A 22,936-nucleotide genomic window follows, 5' to 3' on the forward strand; every position below is an offset into this window, starting at 1 on the left:
TTTTTTTCTTTTCCCACTGACGAAATTCTTTGCATGAAATAGCCGGTTGCTAACGTTATTTACAGGAATCAACGTAGTACACACTCCCGACTGGCGACGATTTCCTATCTTTGCAGTCAATTATAGTGTATAATTTCTATCATATTCTAACCCAGTACAGTGGCCTTAATTAAGTCTATTTCCGGCATTAGAGGGACGATTGGAGGACGTAGCGGAAACGGGCTAACTCCTCTTGACGTAGTAAAATTTACAGCTGCTTTTGGGCAATGGTTGAAACAACGTAGCACCGAACGCCGAACTGTTGTGATTGGACGCGACGGTCGTTTGTCGGGTGAAATGGTTTCGAAACTAGTGGCCGCTACGTTGCAGGGGCTCGGCTTGGATGTCATCGACCTGGGTCTGTCGACTACGCCAACCGTAGAAATGGCCGTACCAGGTGAAGGGGCTGCCGGTGGTATTATTCTAACGGCCAGCCACAACCCTATTCAATGGAATGCGCTCAAACTGCTCAATGAAGCGGGTGAATTTATATCAGGGCAAGATGGTGCCGACGTACTGGAAATCGCTGATTCAGAAGCAGTTGAATTTGCCGAAGTTCGTAAATTAGGAACGTATCGCACTGATGATACGTGGTTACAAAAACACATTGATCAGATTTTAGACCTTCCATTGGTCAATCGCAACGCCATTGCCGCCCGGAATTTCCGAATTGTTGTCGATGCCGTTAATTCAACTGGTGGTCTGGCCGTGCCGATGTTGCTGGAAGCGTTGGGAATTGAGCAAATTACTAAACTGCACTGCGAACCAACAGGGAATTTTGCCCACAACCCGGAACCACTACCCGAAAACCTGCGTGATATCATCAAAGAAATGGGCAAAGGCAAAGCGGATCTCGGTATCGTTGTCGATCCAGATGTAGATCGGCTGGCCCTGATCTGTGAAGATGGCTCACCTTTTGGCGAAGAATACACACTTGTTGCCGTTGCTGATTATGTACTGAAAAACAGTGGTAAAGGCAATACAGTGTCGAATATGTCGAGTACGGTGGCACTACGTGACATTACACAACGCTATGGCGGTCAGCACTTTGCGTCGGCCGTTGGCGAAGTCAACGTAGTGGAAATGATGAAAGAGAAAGGTGCTATTATTGGCGGAGAAGGTAATGGCGGCATCATTTATCCTGAACTACACCAAGGGCGCGACGCACTAGTCGGTATCGCGTTGTTTTTGAGCCATCTTGCTACGTCTGAGAAATCAGCGTCTATGCTTCGGCGCACCTATCCAAACTATTACATTTCCAAAAACAAAATTGAACTCACCCCCGACATCGACGTTGATGCGGTGCTGAACCAGATTCAAACTAAATATGCCCGCAACCCGATTAGCACAATCGACGGTGTGAAGATTGAATTTGACAAAGAGTGGGTTCATCTTCGCAAGTCTAATACAGAACCTATTATCCGGATTTACTCTGAATCTGATACGTTAGCCACTGCCGATTATCTGGCTGGCAAAATCATTAGCGACATTCGGGAAGTAATTGCCGAAAAACGCTAGCAGACAGCGCAAAAACTCCCCCTTAACCTCGATTCAGGCTACCCTAAAAAAGTAGCCTGTTTTTTTTGAGCTTATCAATTTGTTAATGCGATGGTAGTCAACTTTACAACTCACTGCTACGCCCCATCAAAGCCCCTATCTTGTAGAATAAAATACTCAGATAGTAGTCTTTTATCATTTGTAACTAGTTAGCCAAAAAGTCCTAATAAACTGATAGCCAATTGTATAAAGGCAATACTCAACTTATGGCATACTTTTTTATAAAGGATCTGCAGATTTCATACATTACTAATTCAAAACAACCAGCATCATGGGCTTTTTGAGAGGAGTATTAGCGGGTTTAGCAATAGGTTATTTAACAGCGCCCCGAAGTGGAAAGGAAACCCGCGATAAACTAGCGCAGGGATTCGATGATATGCAACAGCAGTGGGAAGACGGGATTGATCAAGTGAAATCACAAATTGATCGACTAGCCGGTAAAGCCGAAAAACAGGCAGATAAATACTCAAACGAGGCAGAAGAAATTTTTGACAAGTATCGCGATGATGCCGAATCAAATTATAAGCAGAAACGTAGTCAAGCGAAAACTGCTTACAATGATACGATAGACAATACGGCAGACGCTGCTAAAACGGGTATCAACAACGCCGAAGAAGCACTGAAATTCAACTAATTCAATTAGTAGCTTTTCGTCAAAAAGGGCCGCGCTCCATAATTTGGAGCGCGGCCCTTTTTTTATCACTTGCCGTTCGCTCAATGAGTTAGCTCACGAATAAACAATCCATGTAACTTTTGCAACGATTATGAACTACACCATAACCTCCCGCCATGATTATAACCATTTCACGTACCCGAACAGCCTGTTCAGGGCGTCAGTTGCTCGTTCTGGTATTCCTAATTAACAGCCTTTCTGGTTGTATGACTACGCGCGTATTTACGGAACCTAACTGCAATACGCCCGCTAACGTTACGTATACGAGCCAGGTAACGACGGCCTATTTCTGGGGACTCAAACAGCCACTTGACATCAAGCCCCCCTGCGACCCGCGCTTTAATCACCTTAACGGCGTAATGGTGAAATCTACAATTGGTCACTACGTCCTCACAACCATTACGTTGGGTATTGTGAACAAACGACGTGTGCAGTGGTGCTGTGCGCCCTACGTACCACCCACAGATTCTATTTAGCCAACCATTCATCCACAACCAATTATGAGCCTTCCAAATGGTATTCAGGCGTTGGCAGTGAGTAGTCTGACCAACCGCCACGAGAATTTTACGCAGCCGCTCACCGCCAATGCCTCGTTCAAACTGACCATTCCACTGGGAATGCCTGACAGCAAATCGGAGTATCGCCAAACTACGGCAAATTTCCAGTGGCTTATTCAGCATGCTATCGATAACAACTTTCGTTTGCGTGCAATTGGCAAAAACTGGTCGTTCACCAAAGTGGGGGTAACAAATGGGGGAATGATCGACACTGATGCGCTGATGCAAACGTTCGCGATACGTAGCAGTTCCGTTGCTGCGGCTTATCTGAGCGCAGGCAAATCGGCTGACAATCTGTTTTTTACGGAGTGCGGCACCACAATTCACATCCTGGAACAACTACTGGAAGCACGTAACAAATCAATACGTGCGTCCGGTGCCAGCAACGGTCAGACCATTGCCGGTGCTACGTCGACAGGCACGCACGGAGCCGCTTTTGACTTCGGGGCCGTTCATGATACCATTGTTGGTTTGCACATTGTTTGCGGTCCGAACCGACATGTCTGGCTGGAACGGGCATCTTACCCAGTAGCGGGCAAGCCATTCACTGATCTGCTCGACGTAACAGATGTCATTCTCGATGATGATTTATTCAACGCAGCCGTCGTTAGTTTTGGATCATTCGGCTTTATTCACGGCATCATGCTCGAAATCACGGATTTATTCTGGCTTAAATCATTCAGCGCGAATAGTGTAGCTTATAACAGCGCCCTGAAGAAAGCAATGACGGGCTGCGATTTTTCGGGAATCAGCACAGCACTGAATCTGCCAGCCGCTACGTCCGATGCACAACCTTATCACTTTCAGATAATTGCCAATCCGCATCAGTTCGACGTAACGGGGAACGATATCGCCCGAGGACCATTTGTTCGCATACTTTATAAACACCTGACCAAGCCCGTCGGTGCTATTCCTCCCCCACCGAAATCGGGGTTTACGTACGGCGACGATACAATGGGCTTAATTCAGACATTGCTGGATAAATTAACGCCAAATAAACTGGTTCCTTCGCTGGTAAATGCACTATACCCCCAAGCCATTGAGGACACAAACGGCTGGGTCGGAACAATGAGTGATTTTTTCGGCAATACGAACATTCGCGGTAAAGCGTCGAGTGCCGCCATTGGCCTCAATGCGAAAGACAGCCCTCAAGTTCTGGAAGAAATGATTGCGCTGAACAACAAACGGGGTGGTGCTTACCCGGGCATTATGGCCATGCGCTGGGTGAAACAAACACCTGCTACGTTAGGCTTCACCCGGTTTCCAATAACCTGTGTATTGGAACTCGACGGCATCGAATCGGAACTGACGCGCAAATTCATAGAACGTGCCTGGAACCGGCTCGATGAACTCGATATTCCTTTTACAATGCACTGGGGAAAAGTAAATTTTGGTCTCACTGCCGACCGCGTTCGGAAAATGTATACTGACGCCAAAGTAGATGCCTGGCTCACAGCCCGACAGGAGTTACTGGATGCACCAACAAGGGCGGTTTTTGCGAATGAATTCATGGAAACCTGCGGCCTCGACCAAGCTGGAGTGATTGTCTAGAAGCTCGAAACGTAGTGTTCCGTGGCGTCAGATCTAAGCATCTAACGTAATGAGGTTTCTCAAAACCGAACGACACGTACGCTGCCCGTTTGGTTTTGAGAAACCTCATTACGTCTATAGATTCACCTTTTACTGAATCATGATGGGCACTGCCACATTTTCCCACATAAGCGTAACACCTTTACCTGTTACGTTGTAGGCCAGTTTCTCATTCATTTGAGGAGACTTCATTGGCTTGGTCATCACACGTAGCGCGTCTTTAGACTGATCATATTTGAAAGCGCCCCACTGATTTGGTTCTTTGTTGAAAATGATAGTCCACTCTTTTTCGCCGGGAATGGCAAATAAACCGTATTTGCCCGCAGGCAGTGTTTTACCTTCAACTTTTATGTCTTTGTCTGTTTCGAATGTAGTGGCTTCGTTCGCGCCAGCGCGCCACACTTTACCATAAGGGGCCAGACTACCGCTTGCGTCCCAAACGTTCCGGCCTTTTACCGAAGGGCTGCTGTAATTAATGGTAATGTTTGCACCACCTACTTTTCCGCTGGCGGTGGCTGGCGGGCTGGGACGGCTGGCTTTGTCGCCCTGCGCCCAGGTCATGAGGGTCATTAATGTGCCGACTAACGTCAGAGCGATAGTCCGATTCATTTGTATTGTTTTCATTTTTTATAAAGAGTTTGGTAATGAGCGGCTAAAGTAAAAATAATGTGGCAAATGCCAGAACGTAGCAGTATTTTATTTAATCAGTGAACGTAGCAATCAGAAAAGCAAAACGCCCGACTACGTAGCGTCAGGCGTTTTACATGTTATCTATTCCCACTCAATAGTTGCCGGTGGTTTCGATGATATATCGTACACAACCCGGTTGACACCTTTCACGCGGTTAATGATTTCGTTAGAAATGTCGGCCAGGAATTCATAGGGCAAATGCGCCCAGTCGGCGGTCATACCATCAACGCTTGTCACGGCACGTAGCGCCACTACGCGCTCATAGGTACGTTCGTCGCCCATGACGCCTACCGACTGCACGGGTAACAAAATAGCACCCGCCTGCCATACCTTATCATAAAGTCCTTCCCGTTTCAGGCCGTCAATGAACAAGGCGTCGACCTGTTGTAGTATCGCGACTTTTTCGGGAGTAATATCGCCCAGAATCCGTATGGCCAGCCCCGGTCCCGGAAACGGATGTCGACCAAGAATGGCGTCGGGCAGGCCGAGTGTTTTGCCTACGGCCCGAACTTCGTCTTTAAATAGCGTATTAAGCGGCTCCACTACTTTGAGCTTCATGAAGTCGGGCAGGCCACCAACGTTATGGTGCGATTTGATCGTAGCTGACGGCCCTTTTACCGACACTGACTCAATCACGTCGGGATAAATCGTTCCCTGACCCAACCACGCTACGTCCTCAACCAGATGCGCTTCCTGGTCAAATACGTCGATGAACGTTTTACCGATAGCTTTCCGTTTGGCTTCCGGATCGGTCAGACCAGTAAGAGCGGTATAAAACTGTTCTTTTGAATCGACACCTTTTACGTTCAGGCCCAGCGTTTTGTACGATTCCAGAACGCCCGAAAATTCATCTTTCCGAAGCACGCCATTATCAACAAAAATGCAATACAGGTTCTTACCAATGGCCCGGTGAATAAGCATAGCCGCCACCGACGAATCGACGCCACCTGAGAGCCCCAGCACAACTTTGTCGTTGCCGAGTTTCTCCTTCAATTGCGCCACCGTGGTTTCGACAAACGAAGCCGCCGTCCAATCCTGCGAGCAACCGCAAATGTCGACGACGAAGTTATGAAGCAGCGTTTTTCCCTGAAGCGAGTGCGTCACTTCGGGGTGAAACTGAATCCCGTAAGTCGGTTCGCCTTCAATTTGAAAAGCAGCCACTCGCACCGAATCAGTAGACGCTATAATGTGGAAATTCTCAGGAATGCTGGTGATCGTATCACCGTGCGACATCCAAACCTGCGAATGCTGATCAATGCCTTTCAGAAGTGGATTCGCTGACTCGACAGTGCCTAACTTCGCCCGACCATACTCACGGATAGACGACGGCTGCACCTCACCCCCGCTGGTGTGGGCCATTAATTGAGCACCGTAGCACACACCCAGAATAGGTAGTTTGTGCCGGAAATCCGACAGATTGACGAACGGAGCTTCAGCGTCACGTACCGATGACGGGCTGCCTGAGAGAATGATGCCCTTTACATCGGGCGTAATTGTGGGAATGTGATTGTACGGATGAATTTCACAGTAGACGTCTAGTTCGCGAACCCGGCGGGCAATTAATTGAGTATACTGCGAACCAAAATCCAGAATCAAAATCTGTTCAGTGGCCATGATGGGTCTCTAAAATGCAAAGTTAGCCCATTTTGGCGGCACGGCAAATTTAAAGAGCGAAAGAGTGAATGAGTGAAAGTGCGATTTGCCGGATAGTTTTCGCACTTTCACTCATTCACTCTTTCGCTCTTTAAGGATACAGTAGGTATTTTTTCCGTTTCACCTTATAGGCGTTCAGCGCGGGTTGCCAGCTTTGGCGGATTTTTTCTTCCGATACGCCAGTCATCAATTGCAGCCGGAATTGATCGGTTCCGGCCAGCCGGTCGATGTAGTTGGTAGCCAGGAAAAACTTGTTTTTATCCGACGCCCGTTTCATAAAATCGAATATGTAATTCAGCATCAGCCCTTTTTTGGAAACCGCTACGTTCGATAAATCAAGGCCGTAACAGAGTTGACCTTCCATGGGAGGATTTATAGCACCCGGTTTATCGACAGGCGTAAATGTGTAAGGGCCATATTTGGTAAAGGGCGATCCAATCACCTGAAACTGCTTATCCGTACCCCGTCCGACGCTGACGACCGTTCCTTCAAAAAAGCAGATCGACGGATAGAGTAAAATAGACTGCTGATTTGGCAGGTTAGGCGACGGGGCCACGGGCAATACGTAGGGCGTCTGGTGCGTGTAGTTTTTAAGCGGAATAATCGTAAGCTTACAGGTTTTGGCCCCGGCCAGCCAGCCTTCCCCGTTAATCATATTGGCCAGTTCGCCTATGGTTAATCCATACACAACCGGAATCGGATTCAGTCCCACGAATGATTTGAATTTCGGATCGAGAACGGGGCCGTCAACGTAGTGACCGTTGGGATTGGGCCGGTCGAGTACAATCATAGGCTTATTCGCTTCGGCGCAGGCCTCCATAACGTAGTGCATAGTGCTGGTGTAGGTATAAAAGCGCGCACCAACGTCCTGAATATCAAACACGATAACATCCAGCGAATCCATCTGCTGTGGTGTTGGCTTACGCGTATCACCGTACAACGACGCAATCATAACACCGGTACGTGTATCGCGGGCATTGTTTATTGTCGCGCCATCCGTAGCATCACCCCGAAAACCGTGTTCCGGTGCGAAAATCGTTTTCACGGCAATACCCCGCGCCAGCAACGTATCGGCCAGATGAGTCTTCCCGATGATGGATGTATGATTGACGACCAGCCCGACCCGTTTCCCCTGTAAGGCGGGTAGATACAAAGCCATTTGGTCGGCTCCAGTCTGAATAGAGGTCGCTTGTTTAGAGTTCGTTTGCGCGAAACAGGCAAATCCGAATAGACAAAACCCGGTCAGAAACAGTTTAGTACGAAAAGACATAGTGTAGAAACGAATAAGCGTTCTCACAAAACTCTTACTTTTACCAGAACAAAAAAAATAGTTGGTAGTCGTTAGGCCCCGACAGGCTCCGGCTGTTGGAGTCGCGCCAGCGACTAACTCGGTAGCTACATCCGACAGCCGGAGCCTGTCGGGGCCTAACGACTTTTTCAACTTCCCTTGAACGTCCCCGTTTTTTTAGCCCGTAAAGTTCGTCATGCGCCCGAAGGCAGTTTTTCGGCCACGGTTACACGCATTGGTATCGGTAGTATCGCGCTCGGACTCAGCATTCTAATTGTTGCGTTCGCTGTTTTGTATGGCTTCAAAGACACCATCCAACAGAAGATTTTTCTGTTCGGAGCCCACTTACAGGTCAGTAAATTCACGAACAACAACTCCTACGAAGAATCGCCCCTGCCGCTCAACACGGTTCTTTATAAGGAAGCCAATAAAATTCCGGGGGTACGTCATATTCAGGCGGTGGCTCTGAAAGCGGGCATCCTGAAAACCGAAACAGAGTTAACCGGCGTGATTCTCAAAGGCGTAGGCAAAGATTATGACTGGAATCTGTTTCGAAGCTCATTGGTAGCGGGAACCGTGCCAACGGTTGGCGCCGACACCGGCAATGGGTCAACACAAGTGCTACTGAGCCAATATATGGCCAATCAGTTGGCGGTAAAAGTTGGTGATAACGTACCGCTTTATTTTTTGGGTAATACGCCCCGCGCCCGCAAGATGAACGTAGTAGGTATCTACGAGACCGGTCTTGAAGAGGTCGATAAAACCATTGCACTGGGCGATATTCGACTGATTCAACGTCTCAATCGCTGGGGGGCTGACTCGGTTGGCACGTATGAAATTTTCGTAAATGACTTCACGAAATTGAACGCCACCGCCGATAATGTATTCGACGTAATGGCTCCCAACATGCGGCTCACCCGCGTAACGGATCAGTACCGCCCGCTGTTCGACTGGATGATTCTGCTCGACCGAAATATGGTCATTCTGCTGAGTCTGATTGGTTTCGTAGCATCGTTCAACATGGTGTCGGTACTGCTGGTGCTGATGATGGAACGTACCCCAATGATTGGTTTATTGAAAGCGCTTGGTGGACCTAATCCCTTGATACGTAAGATGTTTCTGGCCGTGGGTCTGAACATGGTCGGATGGGGGCTAGTGATCGGCAATGGGGTTGGGATACTCGTCAACTTTCTCCAGGATCGTTTCAAGCTGATTCCCCTTGACCCCAAAAATTACTTCATGAACTACGTTCCCATCGTTTGGGACTGGTCGACGATTCTATTCCTGAACGTAGCGACTATTTTACTGATTGCGGTGATTTTGTGGTTCGCTACGTTCATCATTAACCGGATTCAGCCCGTGAAAGCGCTGGCGTTTAAAAAGTAAGTATGATGTATGAAATAGGAAGCATAGCGGTGATCACTACGTCTGTTACCCTACATCATACTTCATACATCATTTCACCGCTTTTACCGTATAGCCTTTCTGACGTAGCAGGTTAATAACGCCTTTGTCTGTGCCCAGATGGCCGGCTCCGAAGGCAAAAAAAGTCGGTTTTTCTTTAGCTGCTTTTTCAATTACCGGAACCCAATTGGCATTACGATCACCGAGTAGGCTGTCTTCAAATTCGCCGATATCGCCAAACTTACTGGATTTCATCAGCGCCATGAGTTTGCTTACGTCGTTGGTTTTGTAGGCCGCCAGCAGGTCCGAAAATTCTTTTTTCGCTTCGTCGGGCATTTTGGCCATGTCGACAAGGCCTTTCAATTGTTCTTCCATCGGAATTTTGTCCAGCGCGGCTAATTGAGCGTCAATCGTTTCCAGCCCCAGCACTTCCTTTTTGTCCTTGGCCGCCATCTGCGCAAATGTCATATCGTACGATGCGGGCTGACAAGGCAGAACAGTCGTGTACATCAACGACAACAGACCAATGGGTTTGAACCGCTCGAACTGAGCCAGACCCATCTTCATTTTGTCTTTCAGGTAGTTGTCCAGTACGGTGTAATCTTCGGGTTTGAGCAAGTCCTTCAGGGTTTTACCATCGGTCATCACAATGGCCTTCTGCATACCCATCATCATCGACGGATCGTCCAAATCAAGCTCTAAATACACCTGTTGAGCATCGTTTACCGCCTTTTGCACCGACTCTGAAATCTTTAAATCGGCCGGGCAAACCAGGTGAAACGTACCGTAGAGATACGATGGTTTTGTGAGACCGGGGCCCGTTACTTCATAAAGCAGCGTATTATCTTGAGCCTGTGTGGGAATCAACGCACTTACAGAAAGTAAACCAGCAAGCGCGAGTTTGGTAGCAGTTTTTCGTTTCATAAAGGTATTCATCAAGTATCTGCGGAAGTGTCGGGCAAGATGATAAGTCGTTTTGATACGTAACTTTGGTTTGCCGACCCTTGCTAACGAAATTACGAAACGAATGATTGCACAGCAACCTAAGCCGACCTCCCCAAAATCGGCGGCTTTTACCCATAAAATTCGCCTGGTTACAGCGGCTTCGCTGTTCGACGGGCACGACGCGGCCATTAATCTGATGCGTCGGCTGATGCAGGCGTCGGGGGCCGAAGTGATTCATCTTGGCCATAATCGATCAGTAGCCGAAATTGTTGATTGTGCCATTCAGGAAGACGTGCAGGGCATTGCTGTGACGAGTTATCAGGGCGGCCATCTGGAGTTTTTCAAATACATGTACGACCTCCTCAACGAACGGGGAGCCGGTCATATCAGGATTTTTGGGGGCGGGGGCGGCACCATTCTTCCGGCCGAAATTGAGGAATTACATACTTACGGTATTGCCCGGATTTACTCGCCCGACGATGGCCGGGCGATGGGCCTGCAGGGTATGATTGACGATTTACTACGTCAGTGCGATTTTGAGTTAACACCGTTAAGTACGGTTGATTATCAGAATTTAAAAGAAAACCCTGGTCAGATTGCCCGACTGATTACGACCGCCGAAAATCATCCTGATCAATTCAATCGCGACACCCTGAAACCGTTTATGCAGGACGTTCCCGTTCTCGGTGTAACGGGAACGGGCGGTGCAGGCAAATCATCATTGGTTGATGAACTGGTACTACGTTATTTGCGGACGTATCCAGATAGAACGCTGGCAATCATATCCGTAGATCCATCGAAACGCAAAACCGGCGGTGCACTCCTCGGCGACCGCATCCGCATGAATGCCATCTATGCGCCCAATGGAGCACCGGGTCGGGTGTACATGCGGTCGCTGGCAACGCGGCAGTCGAATCTGGCCCTGAGCCGCTACGTTCAGGATGCCATCGACGTATGCAAAGCCGCTCAGTTCGACTTAATTATCGTAGAAACGTCGGGCATTGGCCAGTCGGATACGGAAATCACCGAACATGCCAACAAGACGCTCTACGTAATGACGGCCGAATACGGAGCCGCTACGCAGTTGGAAAAAATCGACATGCTCGACTTCGCCGACGTAATCGCTATCAACAAATTTGACAAACGCGGCTCACTCGACGCGCTACGTGATGTGCGGAAACAATATCGACGAAATCATAACCTCTGGGACATAGCAGACGACGAATTGCCCATCATTGGCACCATCGCTTCCCAGTTCAACGACGCTGGCATGAACGCCCTTTTTGATGGCATAGGGCAGAGGGTTTGGAATAGTGGGGTTGAAGCGGAAGATTCGGGGCGGAGAGAGAAGATTGACTCAGCCTCACTCCATTCCGTCATCCCCCCCGACCGGGTGCGGTATCTGGCTGAGATTGTGGAGGAAAGCCGCCGATACAACCAGTTTGTGGAGGAACAATCTTTGTTAGCCCGGCAGCTTTATCAGGTCGATGGTACGTTGAAACTGGCGGATGATTCAGCTACACAGGAAGCGTTGCAGACGATATTTGCGAAAATCGACGCGCAATTGCATACCGATAGTCGGAGGTTGCTTCAGCAGTGGCCCGATTTGCAGAAACGCTACGTAGCCGATTTTTATGAGTTCAAAGTCCGGGATAAAATCATCCGTCAACCGCTGTATTCGGAAACGCTGTCGCACCTGAAAATCCCGAAAGTCAGTCTACCAAAATACCATGACTGGGGCGACGTGCTACGTTGGTTGCTGACCGAGAACGTACCGGGCGAATTTCCCTATGCGGCTGGCGTATTTCCGCTCAAGCGTGAAGGTGAAGACCCTACGCGCATGTTTGCGGGCGAAGGCGGCCCTGAACGTACCAACCGACGGTTTCACTACGTATCGAAAGGATTGCCCGCCAAGCGGCTTTCCACCGCTTTCGATTCCGTTACATTGTATGGCGAAGACCCCGCGCTACGTCCCGATATTTTCGGTAAAATCGGCAACTCCGGCGTCAGCATCTGTACCCTCGACGATGCCAAGAAACTCTATTCCGGCTTCGACCTTTGCGACCCTGCTACGTCGGTTTCAATGACGATTAACGGCCCCGCACCCATGATTCTGGCCTTTTTCTTAAACGCAGCCATCGACCAGCAATGCGAGAAATGGCTGCACCAGCAGGGGACAGAGGGCAAAGGGCCGGGGATGTTTAAAGTATCTAACCCTCACTATCAAGGCTCTCTCCCCGATGGAAATGACGGATTAGGATTGATGTTATTGGGTACAACGGGCGATAGGGTTTTGCCGCCTGAGGTATATGAGCAGATCAAAACCGATACGTTGCGACGGGTACGCGGCACCGTGCAGGCTGATATTCTCAAGGAAGATCAGGCGCAGAACACCTGTATCTTTTCGACCGAATTCGCGCTTTGGATGATGGGCGATATTCAGCAGTATTTTACGGATAATCGGGTGCAGAATTTCTATTCCGTGTCGATTTCGGGTTATCACATCGCTGAAGCGGGCGCCAATCCGATTTCGCAGTTGGCATTTACCCTTTCTAACGGCTTTACGTTCGTGGAATACTACCTCAGTCGGGGGATGCACGTCGATGATTTTGCGCCAAACCTGTCGTTCTTTTTCTCGAACGGCATGGACCCGGAATATGCCGTGCTGGGTCGTGTGGCCCGACGTATCTGGGCGAAGGCCATGAAACACAAATACAAAGCCAACAGCCGGTCGCAGAAACTCAAGTATCATATTCAGACATCGGGGCGGAGTTTGCATGCGCAGGAAATCGCGTTTAACGACATCCGTACTACATTGCAGGCGCTGCTAGCCATTTATGACAATTGTAACTCGCTGCATACCAACGCCTACGACGAAGCAATCACCACACCTACTGAAGAATCAGTACGTCGCGCCATGGCGATTCAGTTGATTATTAACCGCGAATTTGGTCTAACCAAAAACGAGAATCCGTTACAGGGTTCGTTTGTCGTAGAGGAATTAACGGATCTTGTCGAAGAAGCCGTTTATCAGGAATTTCTGGCTATTAATGAGCGCGGGGGCGTATTGGGCGCGATGGAACGGATGTACCAACGTAGCAAAATCCAGGAGGAATCGATGTACTACGAAACGCTCAAACATAACGGCGAGCTACCCATTGTGGGCGTCAATACGTTCCTCGATCCGGCGGGTTCACCCACTACGTTACCTCGCGAAGTGATACGTTCAACCGACGACGAAAAACACTACGCAGTCAGTTCGTGCCAGGCGTTTCAGGAACGTAACACGTCCGCAGCCAACGTAGCACTGGCGAATTTACAGGCGGTGGCTTTGGCGCATGGAAATGTTTTCGAAAGTTTGATGGAAGCCGCCAAAGTATGCTCGCTGGGTCAATTATCGAATGCGCTTTACGCGGTTGGTGGACAGTATCGACGAAACATGTAAACTTTCCCCACTACTTCCTTCGATACGTACTAAAAAGGTGACCCATCAGGATGCACTTTCCCGACGAGATGGTGTTTTGACGATGGCGAACTGCTGAAGGAACAATTTATGATTGTTTTCCGGAAACGGTATCGGCGCTTTTCGGCCTGCCACATAAACTGCCCCTTGTCGATTCGCTCTACGTAATCCAGATTGACCAGCAGCGAGCGAGAAAGCGAATAGAAATTAGTGGTCGTAAAAAACTGCGCCAGATAGCCCAGATTCATCGTGAAAACGCGTTTTTGGAGTTCATCCACCAGATAAATTTCGACGTATACGCGGTCGGCTGCCAGGTATTGTACATCGCCTTTTTTGATGCGCACGTATCCTCTCCCCTGCTCTACCGGCAAGTATAGGCTGTCCGATAAAAACGGATCGACCGAATTGGCCTGCGTAGCCGGATAATTGTAATAGGCCAGCTCAACCTGAATCGCCAATTCTTTATGCCGAAATGGCTTCAGCAAATAAGCCGCCGGGTGGGTTTGCTGTGCCCGGACAATGGTGAGCTATTCGGAATGACCGGTGAGGTAGATGATCGGAATAGTTTGCTGCGTCAGCACACGCTGGGCAATGTCGATACCATCTTCGGGAGAATGCTCCAGATGAATGTCGACCAGTATCAGATCGGGCTGGCTGATACGTACTAAGGTCAGGGCTGCGGGTAAGTTACGGGCAATACCAGTTACGTTGTGGCGTGCTCTTTCAAGCGTTTCTTTGATGTCAGATGTGGATATTATTTCTAACGAAACAGACGTAGCGCTGGTCCTGTACGACTCTTTTGGACAGGAGTTTTTTAGCAGGCTATACGGTACTACTCGCAATAAATACCAGATTGAAGTTAACAAGAAAGGTATCTATACGGCTATGGCAGCCACGTTTACTCGGGGCGGTGTGGGGAACTACCAATTGAGTATAGCAGGAAAAGTTCAGAACCTGACCCGGATCGAATCGCAGGTGACTAGTTTAACGGGGCGCTATGCGGATAAAAACTCGACTGACATTTACACCATCCAGACAACACCCAGTTCGTCTCCCCTGGATATTGAAATCTCATCGCCGGATGTGGCGTCTTACATTGATTTACAGACGAGTGCGGGCAGCAGTATTGCCAATGCAGGAAGTGGTGTCGCAAAAAATGTTGTGCTGGTGAAGCAGGACGTAGCAAAAAATACTTACCTGATTCGGGTTTATCCTCCCCGTGTGAGCGGTGGTCCGGGGAGTTACACGCTCACCGTAAATGGTCAGTACACTGATTTTAAGAAACAATAATTGGTTGCATGACCTAGCAACGTAGCAGTTACTGAAACAGCTTTCGCATCCACACTTTCAGGCGGGAAGGTTTTCGGCAAAGGGCAATGCCTCCGCCGGTTATGTTCTTCATGTGTTTTGGCACATACGCTATAATGTCTTCCAGAGCAACGGATGGGCTCAATGAAGATGCCGTAAAAGTAGTTCTTGCATAAAGGCGTCCCGTGTTAGAACACCATATATTGAACTCTGTAATTTGTCTTTTCCCCGAAATAGTTAAGCTAAACGAACCCGTACTATCAGTTCGTGACTGCCAGGTTTTTCCTGCTCCACCGATTGTTACGTAGGCTTGCGCTATGGGCGATACGTTACCGGCCGAATCCGATTGCATAAACTTTCCTGAAACAGTCCAGTTCATAACAACATCTGCACTGGTTAGAATAGGCGGAATATCGGGGACTGTGGGTCGGGAGAAATCTTTTGGAGACGTAGTACGTTCTGAATGACTATTTTTTGGGTTCGATTGGGCGCGAACCGTCTGCCAGCCAAGAATTCCTACCGTCAGGATACTAACCCAGTGCCGCCAGCCCCTAGAATTTTTACCGGAAGATTCCATGAAACGATTCAACTGGTCGTTGCGAAAACGCCCGCATCCAGGGTCAGACGCCCGACTCAAAACAGCCATTAATTCCGTATCAGAAAGAGCTGTATAATCAACCACCTGTTTTTGGCATGCGGCACAGAATCGCCCACGTTCGAGCGGTTGCATGTCGTCCCAACGCTCGCTACACGGTTTTGGAATCTGAATACTGAAGCTTTTCATAAGACAAAGTGTAGAGTTGTAGGGGTTAGCTAGCGTCAGTCCCAGCGTGGATTCGCAACTTTACACCCCTACAACTTTATAATTCAATTTATTCAGTCACTACATGTCATCTTCAACACTGGCGTCGGGCGCGTTACGCTTTATGGACTCAATGCCGTTGTCACGCCCACTGGCGCTTTCATACATTTGACTACTACCAATAATCTGTCCGTTTCCGGCTTTCAGGTTGAAATAGTATTTTCCGTTCGATGACTCCTTGCGATTATAGTTGTCGTCATCCGGTGCGTTTTTCCGAACGGATTCGATACCATTTTCGCAGCCGGATCGTGCGGAATAGCCTTCGCTGGTAAGAATTACCTGACCATTATCGGCCTTCAAATTGAACTGAAACTCGCCATTGCTTCTTTTCGAGATTACAAACTTGCCCATACTTGATTTGGATTTAGGTTCATACGTGTTACTTATCAGACAATATACAAAAAGTTTTCAGATGATTTATGGCTGCCAACTTTTTACAAACCTTTCCTGGAATGACATCCGGCTCACTGACAGTCAACAAGTTACCCAGGCACCATGATACGTAAACTCAGGACTGGCAAAAACAACGGTCAGGTATCAGCCTAACTAGCCGCGTGTGAAGTTTTTCAAGAAAAACCATCTTCTTGCAGGTAAACTGGCCTATCTGTTGGTTTAACCAATTGAAAACGCTTTACCCGCTCCTATGGCAAAAACATCACTCAGTACGCTTCTCTCCCGCGTTGGCCTCGACTGGTTTATTCTGGCTCTGCTGGCCATGATTGGGCTGGCTAAAGTCTGGCCTGCACCCGGTATTCAGGAAGGACCGCTATCGCTCTCGGCATTGGCGAACTATGGCGTTTCGCTGATTTTTTTCTTCTACGGATTAAAACTGAATTTCAGCCAGTTGCGCGCGGGTTTGCAGAATTACCGGCTCCATTTGGTTATTCATCTTACCACGTTTATACTCTTTCCGGCGGTTGTTCTGCCGCTACGTGCCCTCCTGCAAACGCCTGACACCGATCTTCTCTGGCTGGGCATTTTCTACGTAGCAGCGTTGCCGTCAACAGTTTCATCGTCGGTGGTCATGGTATCTATTGCAGGCGGAAATCTGCCAGCAGCTATTTTCAACGCCAGCATTTCCAGCCTGATTGGCGTGTTTATTACCCCTTTGTGGATGAGTTATTTACTAACCGAAACTACCGGCAATTATGATTTAACGGGTGTTATTGGCAAGCTTACGCTTCAGGTTATCGTGCCCGTTGTGCTGGGGTTATTATTGAATCAGCGACTTGGCTGGTTTGCCGCTAAACATAAAACGGCGCTACGTTACTTCGACCAGATAACCATTCTGCTGATCGTTTACACCTCCTTCTGCGAGTCGTTTACGAGACGTGCTTTCGAGAACATTTCGGGAAGTGATCTCCTGTGGCTGGCGGGCCTGATGTTAGGTCTTTTCTTTCTCATTTACGGACTGATTACCTTGCTTAGCCGGCTCCTTAATTTCAGTCGTGAAGACCGCATTACGGCCTTATTCTGCGGTTCCAAGAAATCGCTGGTGCAGGGGAGTGTTATGGCCAATGTGCTGTTTCCGGGCAATCTGGCGGGTGTGGCGCTGTTGCCTATTATGATGTACCATGCCCTTCAACTCATTGTTGCCAGCATTCTGGCGCAGGCAATGGCGCGTCGGCAACAGAACGTAGCAGAATACATTCAACCCCCAATTTAAGTCTTTCTACACCTCAATTCGGGCATTCGGATAGATACGCCTATGGGTCGGTTAAACGCAGCAAGTCGATTGCCCTCTAAGAATCAGATAACCTTAAAAACACAATCTGATCATGAAAACGACAATCATTGCAGCCCTGACTTTCTTCACCTTATCGACTGGTGCTACGTTCGCTCAACGCGCTTATAATAAACCATTTGACAACCGTCCTCCACAATACGGCGGCTCTCGTTACGACCGCGACCAGTTTCAGGATGAATTGAAAATCGACCGTATCGACGCCATCGTTGGCTTGTCGAAACGTCAGGAAAAACAACTGCACAAAATCGAAGACAGTTACGACCGCATCCAGCAAACGTCGCGGATGACGCCCGATGGATTCCGTCAGCTGCAACTTCGCAAACGTCAGGATATGCTGGCCGTATTGACATCCGCCCAACGCGACCGTCTGTTTGCCGCTCAACAACCTACTAATCGCTACAATGGCCCTTACGGTCGCCGTGGCTAAGTAAGCACAGAGCTCGGTCAACTAGTTGTTAATCCCCAGCACGGTATGTTAAATTACTGTGATGGGGATTATCTTTTTAGATGGACCCGGTACTTTTGCTCGAATTAGCCCAATCAACGTACCGTGTCCTTAAACGTAGCATCGATTCCGCCTTTTTCAATTCCGTTTAAACGCGAGGATTTTGGCCCTGATTTCGTTTGGGGAACGGCGACGGCAGCCTATCAGATTGAAGGGGCTGTCGACCGCGACGGACGTACACCCTGCGTCTGGGATACGTTCAGCCGACAAAAAGGACGTATCAAAACCGGCGAAACTGCCGACGTAGCGTGTGAATTTTACGACCGCTACGAATCAGATCTGCAACTGCACCAATCTCTGGGATTAAAGGCTTTTCGATTTTCCATTTCCTGGTCGCGCATTTTACCCGATGGTTTTGGTCCCGCACACGGTGGCTGTATCAACGAAACCGGAATTGCGTTTTATGACCGACTGATTGATCATTGCTTAAAGCTGGGAATTACCCCCTGGATCACCCTCTACCACTGGGATTTACCACAAGCGCTCGAAAATCTGGGCGGCTGGCCGAATCGCAAAATCATCGACTGGTTCGCCGACTACGTAGACGTCTGTACCAAAGCGTTTGGCCATAAAGTTAAGCACTGGATTATTCTGAACGAACCACTGGCGTTTTCGGTACTGGGCTATTTTACAGGTCAGCACGCGCCCGGTCGGCGGAGTTTTCGAAGCTTGTTACCCGTCATTCATCATACGGCACTTGCGCAGGCTGAGGGCGGACGTATCGTGCGACGTAACGTACCGGATGCACAGGTGGGTACTACGTTCTCCTGCTCTCCCATCGACCCATTTACCCCCCGCGATAAGGCAGCGGCAATTCGTGTTGATGCGCTGATGAACAGGCTGTTTATTGAACCAGCACTTGGGCTGGGTTACCCAAAAGAATTGCCGTTTCTGGGAGGTATTGCCAAAAAAGTTGCCAAACCCGGCGATATGGAGCGGCTCGCTTTCGACTTCGATTTCATTGGTTTACAGCACTATTTCCGGGCCGTGGTGGAGCAATCGTATTTCATGCCGTATCTATGGGCCTCGCAGGTGTCTCCTTTGCGACGGAACGTAGCGACGATCACCGAAATGGGCTGGGAAGTTTATCCCGAAAGCATGTACCGGATTATTCAGCAATTCAGTCAGTACGAAGGCGTGCGAAAACTGCTCATTACCGAGAGTGGAGCCGCTTTCTACGACAATGTTCAGCAAGGTGAGGTGAACGACGTAGCACGGCTAACGTATCACCAGAACTATATCGAACAGGTGCTACGTGCCAAACAGGATGGGTTTCCGGTAGAGGGTTACTTCGCCTGGACGTTTCTCGACAATTTCGAATGGGCTGAAGGATATCGACCCCGTTTCGGTCTGGTTTATGTTGATTTTCGAACGCAGAAACGTATCATTAAGGCGTCGGGCCGGTGGTTTCAGCAGTTATTGGCGTAGGGCATGGAGATAATGGACAGTCGTTAACTCATCTGACAATAATCAATTCGATACCAGAGCATAATCAATTGAGTGTGTAGAAAACAGTTTCGGCTAGACTCGTATTATTGAAAAATAATCGAGTCCTATTTTCGATTCATTCCAATCAGACAATGCCAGTTATTCTGCCAATTACCAGCCCCGAAAAAGCGGTGTCCGTTATTCAGTCGGGCAATCGCGTTTTCATTCATAGTGTTGCCCAGACACCCCACGCCCTTATCAACGCAATGGTCGACCGGGCGGACGAGCTACGTAACGTAGAAGTTTGCCACATCCATACCGAAGGCCCGCTGCCGTATCTGGATAAAAAATACCAGTCGTCGTTTCGGCCTAATTCGTTTTTTATTGGTGCGAACATGCGCAAACAGCTCAATCAGGGCATTGGTGATTACGTTCCCGTTTTTCTGAGCGAAGTTCCGTTGCTGTTTCGCCGAAACATTTTACCTATCGACGTAGCACTGATTCAGGTTTCTCCCCCCGATGCGCACGGTTACTGCTCACTTGGTCCTTCTGTCGACGTATCACTGGCGGCCATTCAGTCGGCAAAGTACGTAGTGGCCCAAATTAACCCGAAAGTACCGCGTACGCATGGCGATGGGCTGATTCCGGCGTCTATGCTCCATGCCGCTATTGAAGTCGATGAGCCGATTTATGAAGTTTTGCCCGGCGAGATTAGCGCTGAAGACCGAAAAATTGGGCAGTACGTTGCCAGTCTGGTGGAGGATGGCGCTACGTTGCAGCTCGGTATTGGCGGCATTCCGAACGCTACGCTGGCCGAACTGATTCACCACAAAGGACTGGGTATTCATACCGAAATGTTTTCGGATGGGGTGATCGATCTGGTGGAGCGCGGAGTCATTACGGGTGAACACAAAACGGTGCTTCCCCATCGGATCGTTTCGGCCTTTGTGATGGGCAGTCAGCGGGTTTATGATTTTATCAACGATAATCCGGGCGTCGCCATGAAACAGGCCAGTTACACCAACGATACGTCCATCATCCGACGTAATCCGAGGGTAACCGCCATCAATTCAGCTATTGAAATTGATCTGACCGGGCAGGTTTGCGCCGATACCATCGGTACGTATCAATATTCAGGCGTTGGCGGTCAGATGGATTTCGTACGCGGTGCTACGTTGTCGGAAGGCGGAAAACCAATTATCGCTCTACCCTCGATAACAAGTAAAGGACTGAGCAAAATTGTTCCGTTTTTGAAAGAAGGGGCTGGCGTTACGACTACACGGGCTCATGTGCATTACATCGTAACCGAATATGGAATAGCTGACCTCTACGGCCAGAATTTACGCCAACGCGCTCGGGCGCTCATCAACATTGCTCACCCCGATCACCGCGAAGAATTAGAGAAGCAAGCTTTCGAGCGGTTTGGCAGCATTTAAGCGAGGTGCATAGGGCAGGGAGCAAAACAACATACTCCCTACCCCATGCTACGTTACACTTTCAGTTTTTCAACATTTTTATAGCTGATGGCAATTGATTCCAGTGGGGGAAGTTTGCAGACGTCCTGCTCCACAAAATAGTGCGTCAGGCCAGCCGTTTTCTGTGCATCGAAAATCCGCTGGAAGTTGATAGAACCCGTTCCGACCGGAGCAAAGGCTCGTTCGGCGGTTTTTTCCATGTCTTTGATGTGCCAGAGCGGGAACCGGCCAGGGTGCTTTTTGAACAGTTCGACCGGGTCCTGATTTGCGAAGGTAGCCCAGTACAAATCGAGTTCGAGTTTAACCAGATTTTTGTCGGTACCGCTTAGTAATACGTCGTAAGGCAGTTTACCGTCCATTTCTTTAAACTCAAAATCGTGGTTGTGATAACAGAACTGAATACCAGCCGATTTGCAAACCTCCGCCGACTTATTGAACAGGTCGGCAAACTGTTTGTAATCGTCCAGCTTTTTCCGCTCGTCGGGGAATAAATAGGCGCACACCATATATTTCTGCCCAATCGCAGCCGCATCATCAACCGCCCGTTTCCAGTCGTTGGTGAGCGTTCCTTTCATGTTGGGCATTGTTTTTCCCGTCGTATAGTGCCCGCTCGGTGCCGACAATCCCAGGCTTTTCAGATACGCGCTGTATTCTTTGGCCGTTTTGCCGAAGAATTTACCATCTGAATAACCAAACGATTCCACTTCCTTATAACCGATATCAGCTACTTTTTTCAACGTACCATCGGGGTCTTTTGCCATCAGGTCACGTAGCGTATAAAGCTGTAAACCAACGGCTTTAGTTGAAGCGGCAAAGGCGTTGATGTTAGGCAGAAAAGCAGCCGACGTAGCCAGCGCACTCCATTTAAGAAATTGTTGACGAGTTATTTTCTCTGAATAATTCATAGATGATGGAATCAAGTAATCAACGATGAGCGAACTGCTCACGCAGAGGCAAAAGCTACGTAGCAGTTGGGTTTACTGTTCTCCGCTACGTACCACATAGCCAACGTAGCGTTTCGGCGTTTCGTACAGCGTTTCCTCCGCCATCGTTGTTGAAATACACAAATACATCTTTGCCCATTGCCTGCCATTCCCGAATACGATCGGCCCACCAGCGCAAATCATCCTCCGAATACGAGCCGCCGTATAAATAATTTGTATCAGGCCCGTGAAGCCGCACGTACACGAATGACGCTGTAGTACGCAAAATACAGGGCAGATTGGCGCCACTCATGATGCAGTAAGCCGCCTGATGCTGTTCCAGTAACTTGAAAATTGATTCAGTATTCCAACTCGGATGGCGAAATTCGATGGCCGTCGGCATCCAGTCAGGAATCTGGTCGAGGAAATAAGCGAGTCGGTCATAATCGCAGCCATGATTTGGTGATAGCTGTACGAGAAAAATGGCCCGCTTTTCGCCCAATTCGTGCCAACACGGCTTTATGCGCTCCATCCAGATTTCTGGGGCGTACAGTTTTTTTGCGTGCGTAAGGCCACGCGGGGCTTTCACCGTCAGCAGAAAACCGTTGGGCAGTCGCTGCCGCCAGGAGGCAAACGTGGTTTGTTTGGGCCATCGGTAGAAACTACTGTTAAGTTCCACCGTCTGAAAACGCTGAACGTAGTACGCCAGCCGATTATGAACCGGCGTATTTGGCGGGTATAAAACACCCTGCCAATGATCGTAACTCCACCCCGACGTACCAATGTGAACAGCCATCTGCGCTCTTTTTTTGATCAAAAAAATAAGCCT

Annotated in this window: 21 protein-coding genes; 11 read left to right on the forward strand and 10 right to left on the reverse strand. The window is 48.9% G+C overall.

Translation table 11 applies throughout. The features are described 5' to 3' along the window. Positions 1-159: 159 nt before the first annotated feature. The 4 genes from glmM to ACYVF1_RS15385 all read left to right on the forward strand — a co-directional run bounded on the left by glmM (position 160) and on the right by ACYVF1_RS15385 (position 4,377). Positions 160-1,557, forward strand: a complete 1,398-nt coding sequence (gene glmM, locus ACYVF1_RS15370; protein WP_461080231.1) for a phosphoglucosamine mutase — start codon at positions 160-162, stop codon at positions 1,555-1,557. Between the two features lie 310 nt (positions 1,558-1,867). Further along, complete coding sequence (locus ACYVF1_RS15375) at positions 1,868-2,230, forward strand: YtxH domain-containing protein (RefSeq protein WP_461080233.1); 363 nt, start codon at positions 1,868-1,870, stop codon at positions 2,228-2,230. A 155-nt stretch (positions 2,231-2,385) separates the two neighbouring features. Further along, positions 2,386-2,745: a hypothetical protein gene (locus ACYVF1_RS15380; RefSeq protein WP_461080235.1), complete on the forward strand. Its 360-nt coding sequence runs from the start codon at positions 2,386-2,388 to the stop codon at positions 2,743-2,745. Positions 2,746-2,769: 24 nt separating this feature from the next. Then, the gene (locus ACYVF1_RS15385) at positions 2,770-4,377 is read left to right on the forward strand and encodes an FAD-binding protein (protein WP_461080237.1); all 1,608 of its coding nucleotides are present in this window, start codon (positions 2,770-2,772) and stop codon (positions 4,375-4,377) included. A gap of 129 nt (positions 4,378-4,506) precedes the next feature. On the opposite strand, the gene ACYVF1_RS15390 is transcribed toward ACYVF1_RS15385, so the two are convergent. From ACYVF1_RS15390 to ACYVF1_RS15400, 3 genes are all read right to left on the reverse strand, one after another. Beyond that, positions 4,507-5,040, reverse strand: a complete 534-nt coding sequence (locus tag ACYVF1_RS15390; RefSeq protein ID WP_461080239.1) for a DUF2911 domain-containing protein — start codon at positions 5,038-5,040, stop codon at positions 4,507-4,509. A 147-nt stretch (positions 5,041-5,187) separates the two neighbouring features. Further along, positions 5,188-6,720, reverse strand: coding sequence for a glutamine-hydrolyzing GMP synthase (gene guaA / locus ACYVF1_RS15395; protein WP_461080241.1), 1,533 nt, complete (start codon positions 6,718-6,720; stop codon positions 5,188-5,190). Positions 6,721-6,850: 130 nt separating this feature from the next. Continuing rightward, positions 6,851-8,029, reverse strand: coding sequence for an exo-beta-N-acetylmuramidase NamZ family protein (locus tag ACYVF1_RS15400; protein ID WP_461080243.1), 1,179 nt, complete (start codon positions 8,027-8,029; stop codon positions 6,851-6,853). 177 nt (positions 8,030-8,206) lie between these two features. On the opposite strand from ACYVF1_RS15400, the gene ACYVF1_RS15405 reads away from it, so the two are divergent. Then, entirely contained in the window at positions 8,207-9,433 is a 1,227-nt protein-coding gene (locus ACYVF1_RS15405; protein WP_461080245.1) for an ABC transporter permease, read from the forward strand. Positions 9,434-9,502: 69 nt separating this feature from the next. Here ACYVF1_RS15405 and ACYVF1_RS15410 read toward each other — a convergent pair whose 3' ends face one another. Further along, positions 9,503-10,375 carry a TraB/GumN family protein gene (locus tag ACYVF1_RS15410; protein WP_461080247.1) on the reverse strand — a complete coding sequence of 291 codons (873 nt, stop codon included), beginning with the start codon at positions 10,373-10,375 and terminating at the stop codon, positions 9,503-9,505. 103 nt (positions 10,376-10,478) lie between these two features. Here ACYVF1_RS15410 and ACYVF1_RS15415 point away from each other — a divergent pair, with 103 nt between their 5' ends. Further along, the gene (locus tag ACYVF1_RS15415; protein WP_461080249.1) at positions 10,479-13,841 is read left to right on the forward strand and encodes a methylmalonyl-CoA mutase family protein; all 3,363 of its coding nucleotides are present in this window, start codon (positions 10,479-10,481) and stop codon (positions 13,839-13,841) included. 29 nt (positions 13,842-13,870) lie between these two features. Here ACYVF1_RS15415 and ACYVF1_RS15420 read toward each other — a convergent pair whose 3' ends face one another. Both ACYVF1_RS15420 and ACYVF1_RS15425 read right to left on the reverse strand, forming a co-directional pair. After that, complete coding sequence (locus ACYVF1_RS15420) at positions 13,871-14,344, reverse strand: LytTR family transcriptional regulator DNA-binding domain-containing protein (RefSeq protein WP_461080251.1); 474 nt, start codon at positions 14,342-14,344, stop codon at positions 13,871-13,873. Positions 14,345-14,386: 42 nt separating this feature from the next. Next, positions 14,387-14,725: a response regulator gene (locus ACYVF1_RS15425; RefSeq protein WP_461080253.1), complete on the reverse strand. Its 339-nt coding sequence runs from the start codon at positions 14,723-14,725 to the stop codon at positions 14,387-14,389. A gap of 19 nt (positions 14,726-14,744) precedes the next feature. On the opposite strand from ACYVF1_RS15425, the gene ACYVF1_RS15430 reads away from it, so the two are divergent. After that, complete coding sequence (locus ACYVF1_RS15430) at positions 14,745-15,149, forward strand: hypothetical protein (RefSeq protein ID WP_461080255.1); 405 nt, start codon at positions 14,745-14,747, stop codon at positions 15,147-15,149. 28 nt (positions 15,150-15,177) lie between these two features. On the opposite strand, the gene ACYVF1_RS15435 is transcribed toward ACYVF1_RS15430, so the two are convergent. Both ACYVF1_RS15435 and ACYVF1_RS15440 read right to left on the reverse strand, forming a co-directional pair. Then, a complete protein-coding gene (locus ACYVF1_RS15435; protein WP_461080257.1) occupies positions 15,178-15,951 on the reverse strand; it encodes a hypothetical protein in 774 nt (257 codons plus the stop codon). Between the two features lie 99 nt (positions 15,952-16,050). Next, complete coding sequence (locus ACYVF1_RS15440; RefSeq protein ID WP_461080259.1) at positions 16,051-16,380, reverse strand: YegP family protein; 330 nt, start codon at positions 16,378-16,380, stop codon at positions 16,051-16,053. A 292-nt stretch (positions 16,381-16,672) separates the two neighbouring features. Between ACYVF1_RS15440 and ACYVF1_RS15445 the strand changes: the two genes are divergently transcribed. The 4 genes from ACYVF1_RS15445 to ACYVF1_RS15460 all read left to right on the forward strand — a co-directional run bounded on the left by ACYVF1_RS15445 (position 16,673) and on the right by ACYVF1_RS15460 (position 21,145). Continuing rightward, positions 16,673-17,695 carry a bile acid:sodium symporter family protein gene (locus ACYVF1_RS15445; RefSeq protein WP_461080261.1) on the forward strand — a complete coding sequence of 341 codons (1,023 nt, stop codon included), beginning with the start codon at positions 16,673-16,675 and terminating at the stop codon, positions 17,693-17,695. A 112-nt stretch (positions 17,696-17,807) separates the two neighbouring features. Further along, the gene (locus ACYVF1_RS15450) at positions 17,808-18,203 is read left to right on the forward strand and encodes a hypothetical protein (RefSeq protein WP_461080263.1); all 396 of its coding nucleotides are present in this window, start codon (positions 17,808-17,810) and stop codon (positions 18,201-18,203) included. A gap of 123 nt (positions 18,204-18,326) precedes the next feature. Then, positions 18,327-19,709 carry a GH1 family beta-glucosidase gene (locus ACYVF1_RS15455; RefSeq protein ID WP_461080265.1) on the forward strand — a complete coding sequence of 461 codons (1,383 nt, stop codon included), beginning with the start codon at positions 18,327-18,329 and terminating at the stop codon, positions 19,707-19,709. Between the two features lie 152 nt (positions 19,710-19,861). After that, entirely contained in the window at positions 19,862-21,145 is a 1,284-nt protein-coding gene (locus ACYVF1_RS15460) for an acetyl-CoA hydrolase/transferase family protein (protein WP_461080267.1), read from the forward strand. A gap of 53 nt (positions 21,146-21,198) precedes the next feature. On the opposite strand, the gene ACYVF1_RS15465 is transcribed toward ACYVF1_RS15460, so the two are convergent. Together ACYVF1_RS15465 and ACYVF1_RS15470 are read right to left on the reverse strand one after the other, a co-directional pair. Continuing rightward, entirely contained in the window at positions 21,199-22,089 is an 891-nt protein-coding gene (locus ACYVF1_RS15465; RefSeq protein WP_461080269.1) for a sugar phosphate isomerase/epimerase family protein, read from the reverse strand. A gap of 85 nt (positions 22,090-22,174) precedes the next feature. Then, positions 22,175-22,903: a DUF72 domain-containing protein gene (locus tag ACYVF1_RS15470; RefSeq protein WP_461080271.1), complete on the reverse strand. Its 729-nt coding sequence runs from the start codon at positions 22,901-22,903 to the stop codon at positions 22,175-22,177. Positions 22,904-22,936 lie beyond the last annotated feature (33 nt).

The sequence above is a fragment of the Spirosoma flavus genome (genome assembly GCF_054778555.1).

Coding starts and splice junctions, on each gene's coding strand:
- ACYVF1_RS15450 (WP_461080263.1), top strand. CDS start 17,808: ATGAAAACGACAATCATTGCAGCCCTGACTTTCTTCACCTTATCGACT.
- ACYVF1_RS15415 (WP_461080249.1), top strand. CDS start 10,479: ATGATTGCACAGCAACCTAAGCCGACCTCCCCAAAATCGGCGGCTTTT.
- ACYVF1_RS15380 (WP_461080235.1), top strand. CDS start 2,386: ATGATTATAACCATTTCACGTACCCGAACAGCCTGTTCAGGGCGTCAG.
- ACYVF1_RS15400 (WP_461080243.1), bottom strand. CDS start 8,029: ATGTCTTTTCGTACTAAACTGTTTCTGACCGGGTTTTGTCTATTCGGA.
- ACYVF1_RS15470 (WP_461080271.1), bottom strand. CDS start 22,903: ATGGCTGTTCACATTGGTACGTCGGGGTGGAGTTACGATCATTGGCAG.
- ACYVF1_RS15410 (WP_461080247.1), bottom strand. CDS start 10,375: ATGAAACGAAAAACTGCTACCAAACTCGCGCTTGCTGGTTTACTTTCT.
- ACYVF1_RS15390 (WP_461080239.1), bottom strand. CDS start 5,040: ATGAAAACAATACAAATGAATCGGACTATCGCTCTGACGTTAGTCGGC.
- ACYVF1_RS15460 (WP_461080267.1), top strand. CDS start 19,862: ATGCCAGTTATTCTGCCAATTACCAGCCCCGAAAAAGCGGTGTCCGTT.
- ACYVF1_RS15445 (WP_461080261.1), top strand. CDS start 16,673: ATGGCAAAAACATCACTCAGTACGCTTCTCTCCCGCGTTGGCCTCGAC.
- ACYVF1_RS15440 (WP_461080259.1), bottom strand. CDS start 16,380: ATGGGCAAGTTTGTAATCTCGAAAAGAAGCAATGGCGAGTTTCAGTTC.
- ACYVF1_RS15430 (WP_461080255.1), top strand. CDS start 14,745: ATGGCAGCCACGTTTACTCGGGGCGGTGTGGGGAACTACCAATTGAGT.
- ACYVF1_RS15435 (WP_461080257.1), bottom strand. CDS start 15,951: ATGAAAAGCTTCAGTATTCAGATTCCAAAACCGTGTAGCGAGCGTTGG.
- ACYVF1_RS15385 (WP_461080237.1), top strand. CDS start 2,770: ATGAGCCTTCCAAATGGTATTCAGGCGTTGGCAGTGAGTAGTCTGACC.
- guaA (WP_461080241.1), bottom strand. CDS start 6,720: ATGGCCACTGAACAGATTTTGATTCTGGATTTTGGTTCGCAGTATACT.
- ACYVF1_RS15375 (WP_461080233.1), top strand. CDS start 1,868: ATGGGCTTTTTGAGAGGAGTATTAGCGGGTTTAGCAATAGGTTATTTA.
- ACYVF1_RS15465 (WP_461080269.1), bottom strand. CDS start 22,089: ATGAATTATTCAGAGAAAATAACTCGTCAACAATTTCTTAAATGGAGT.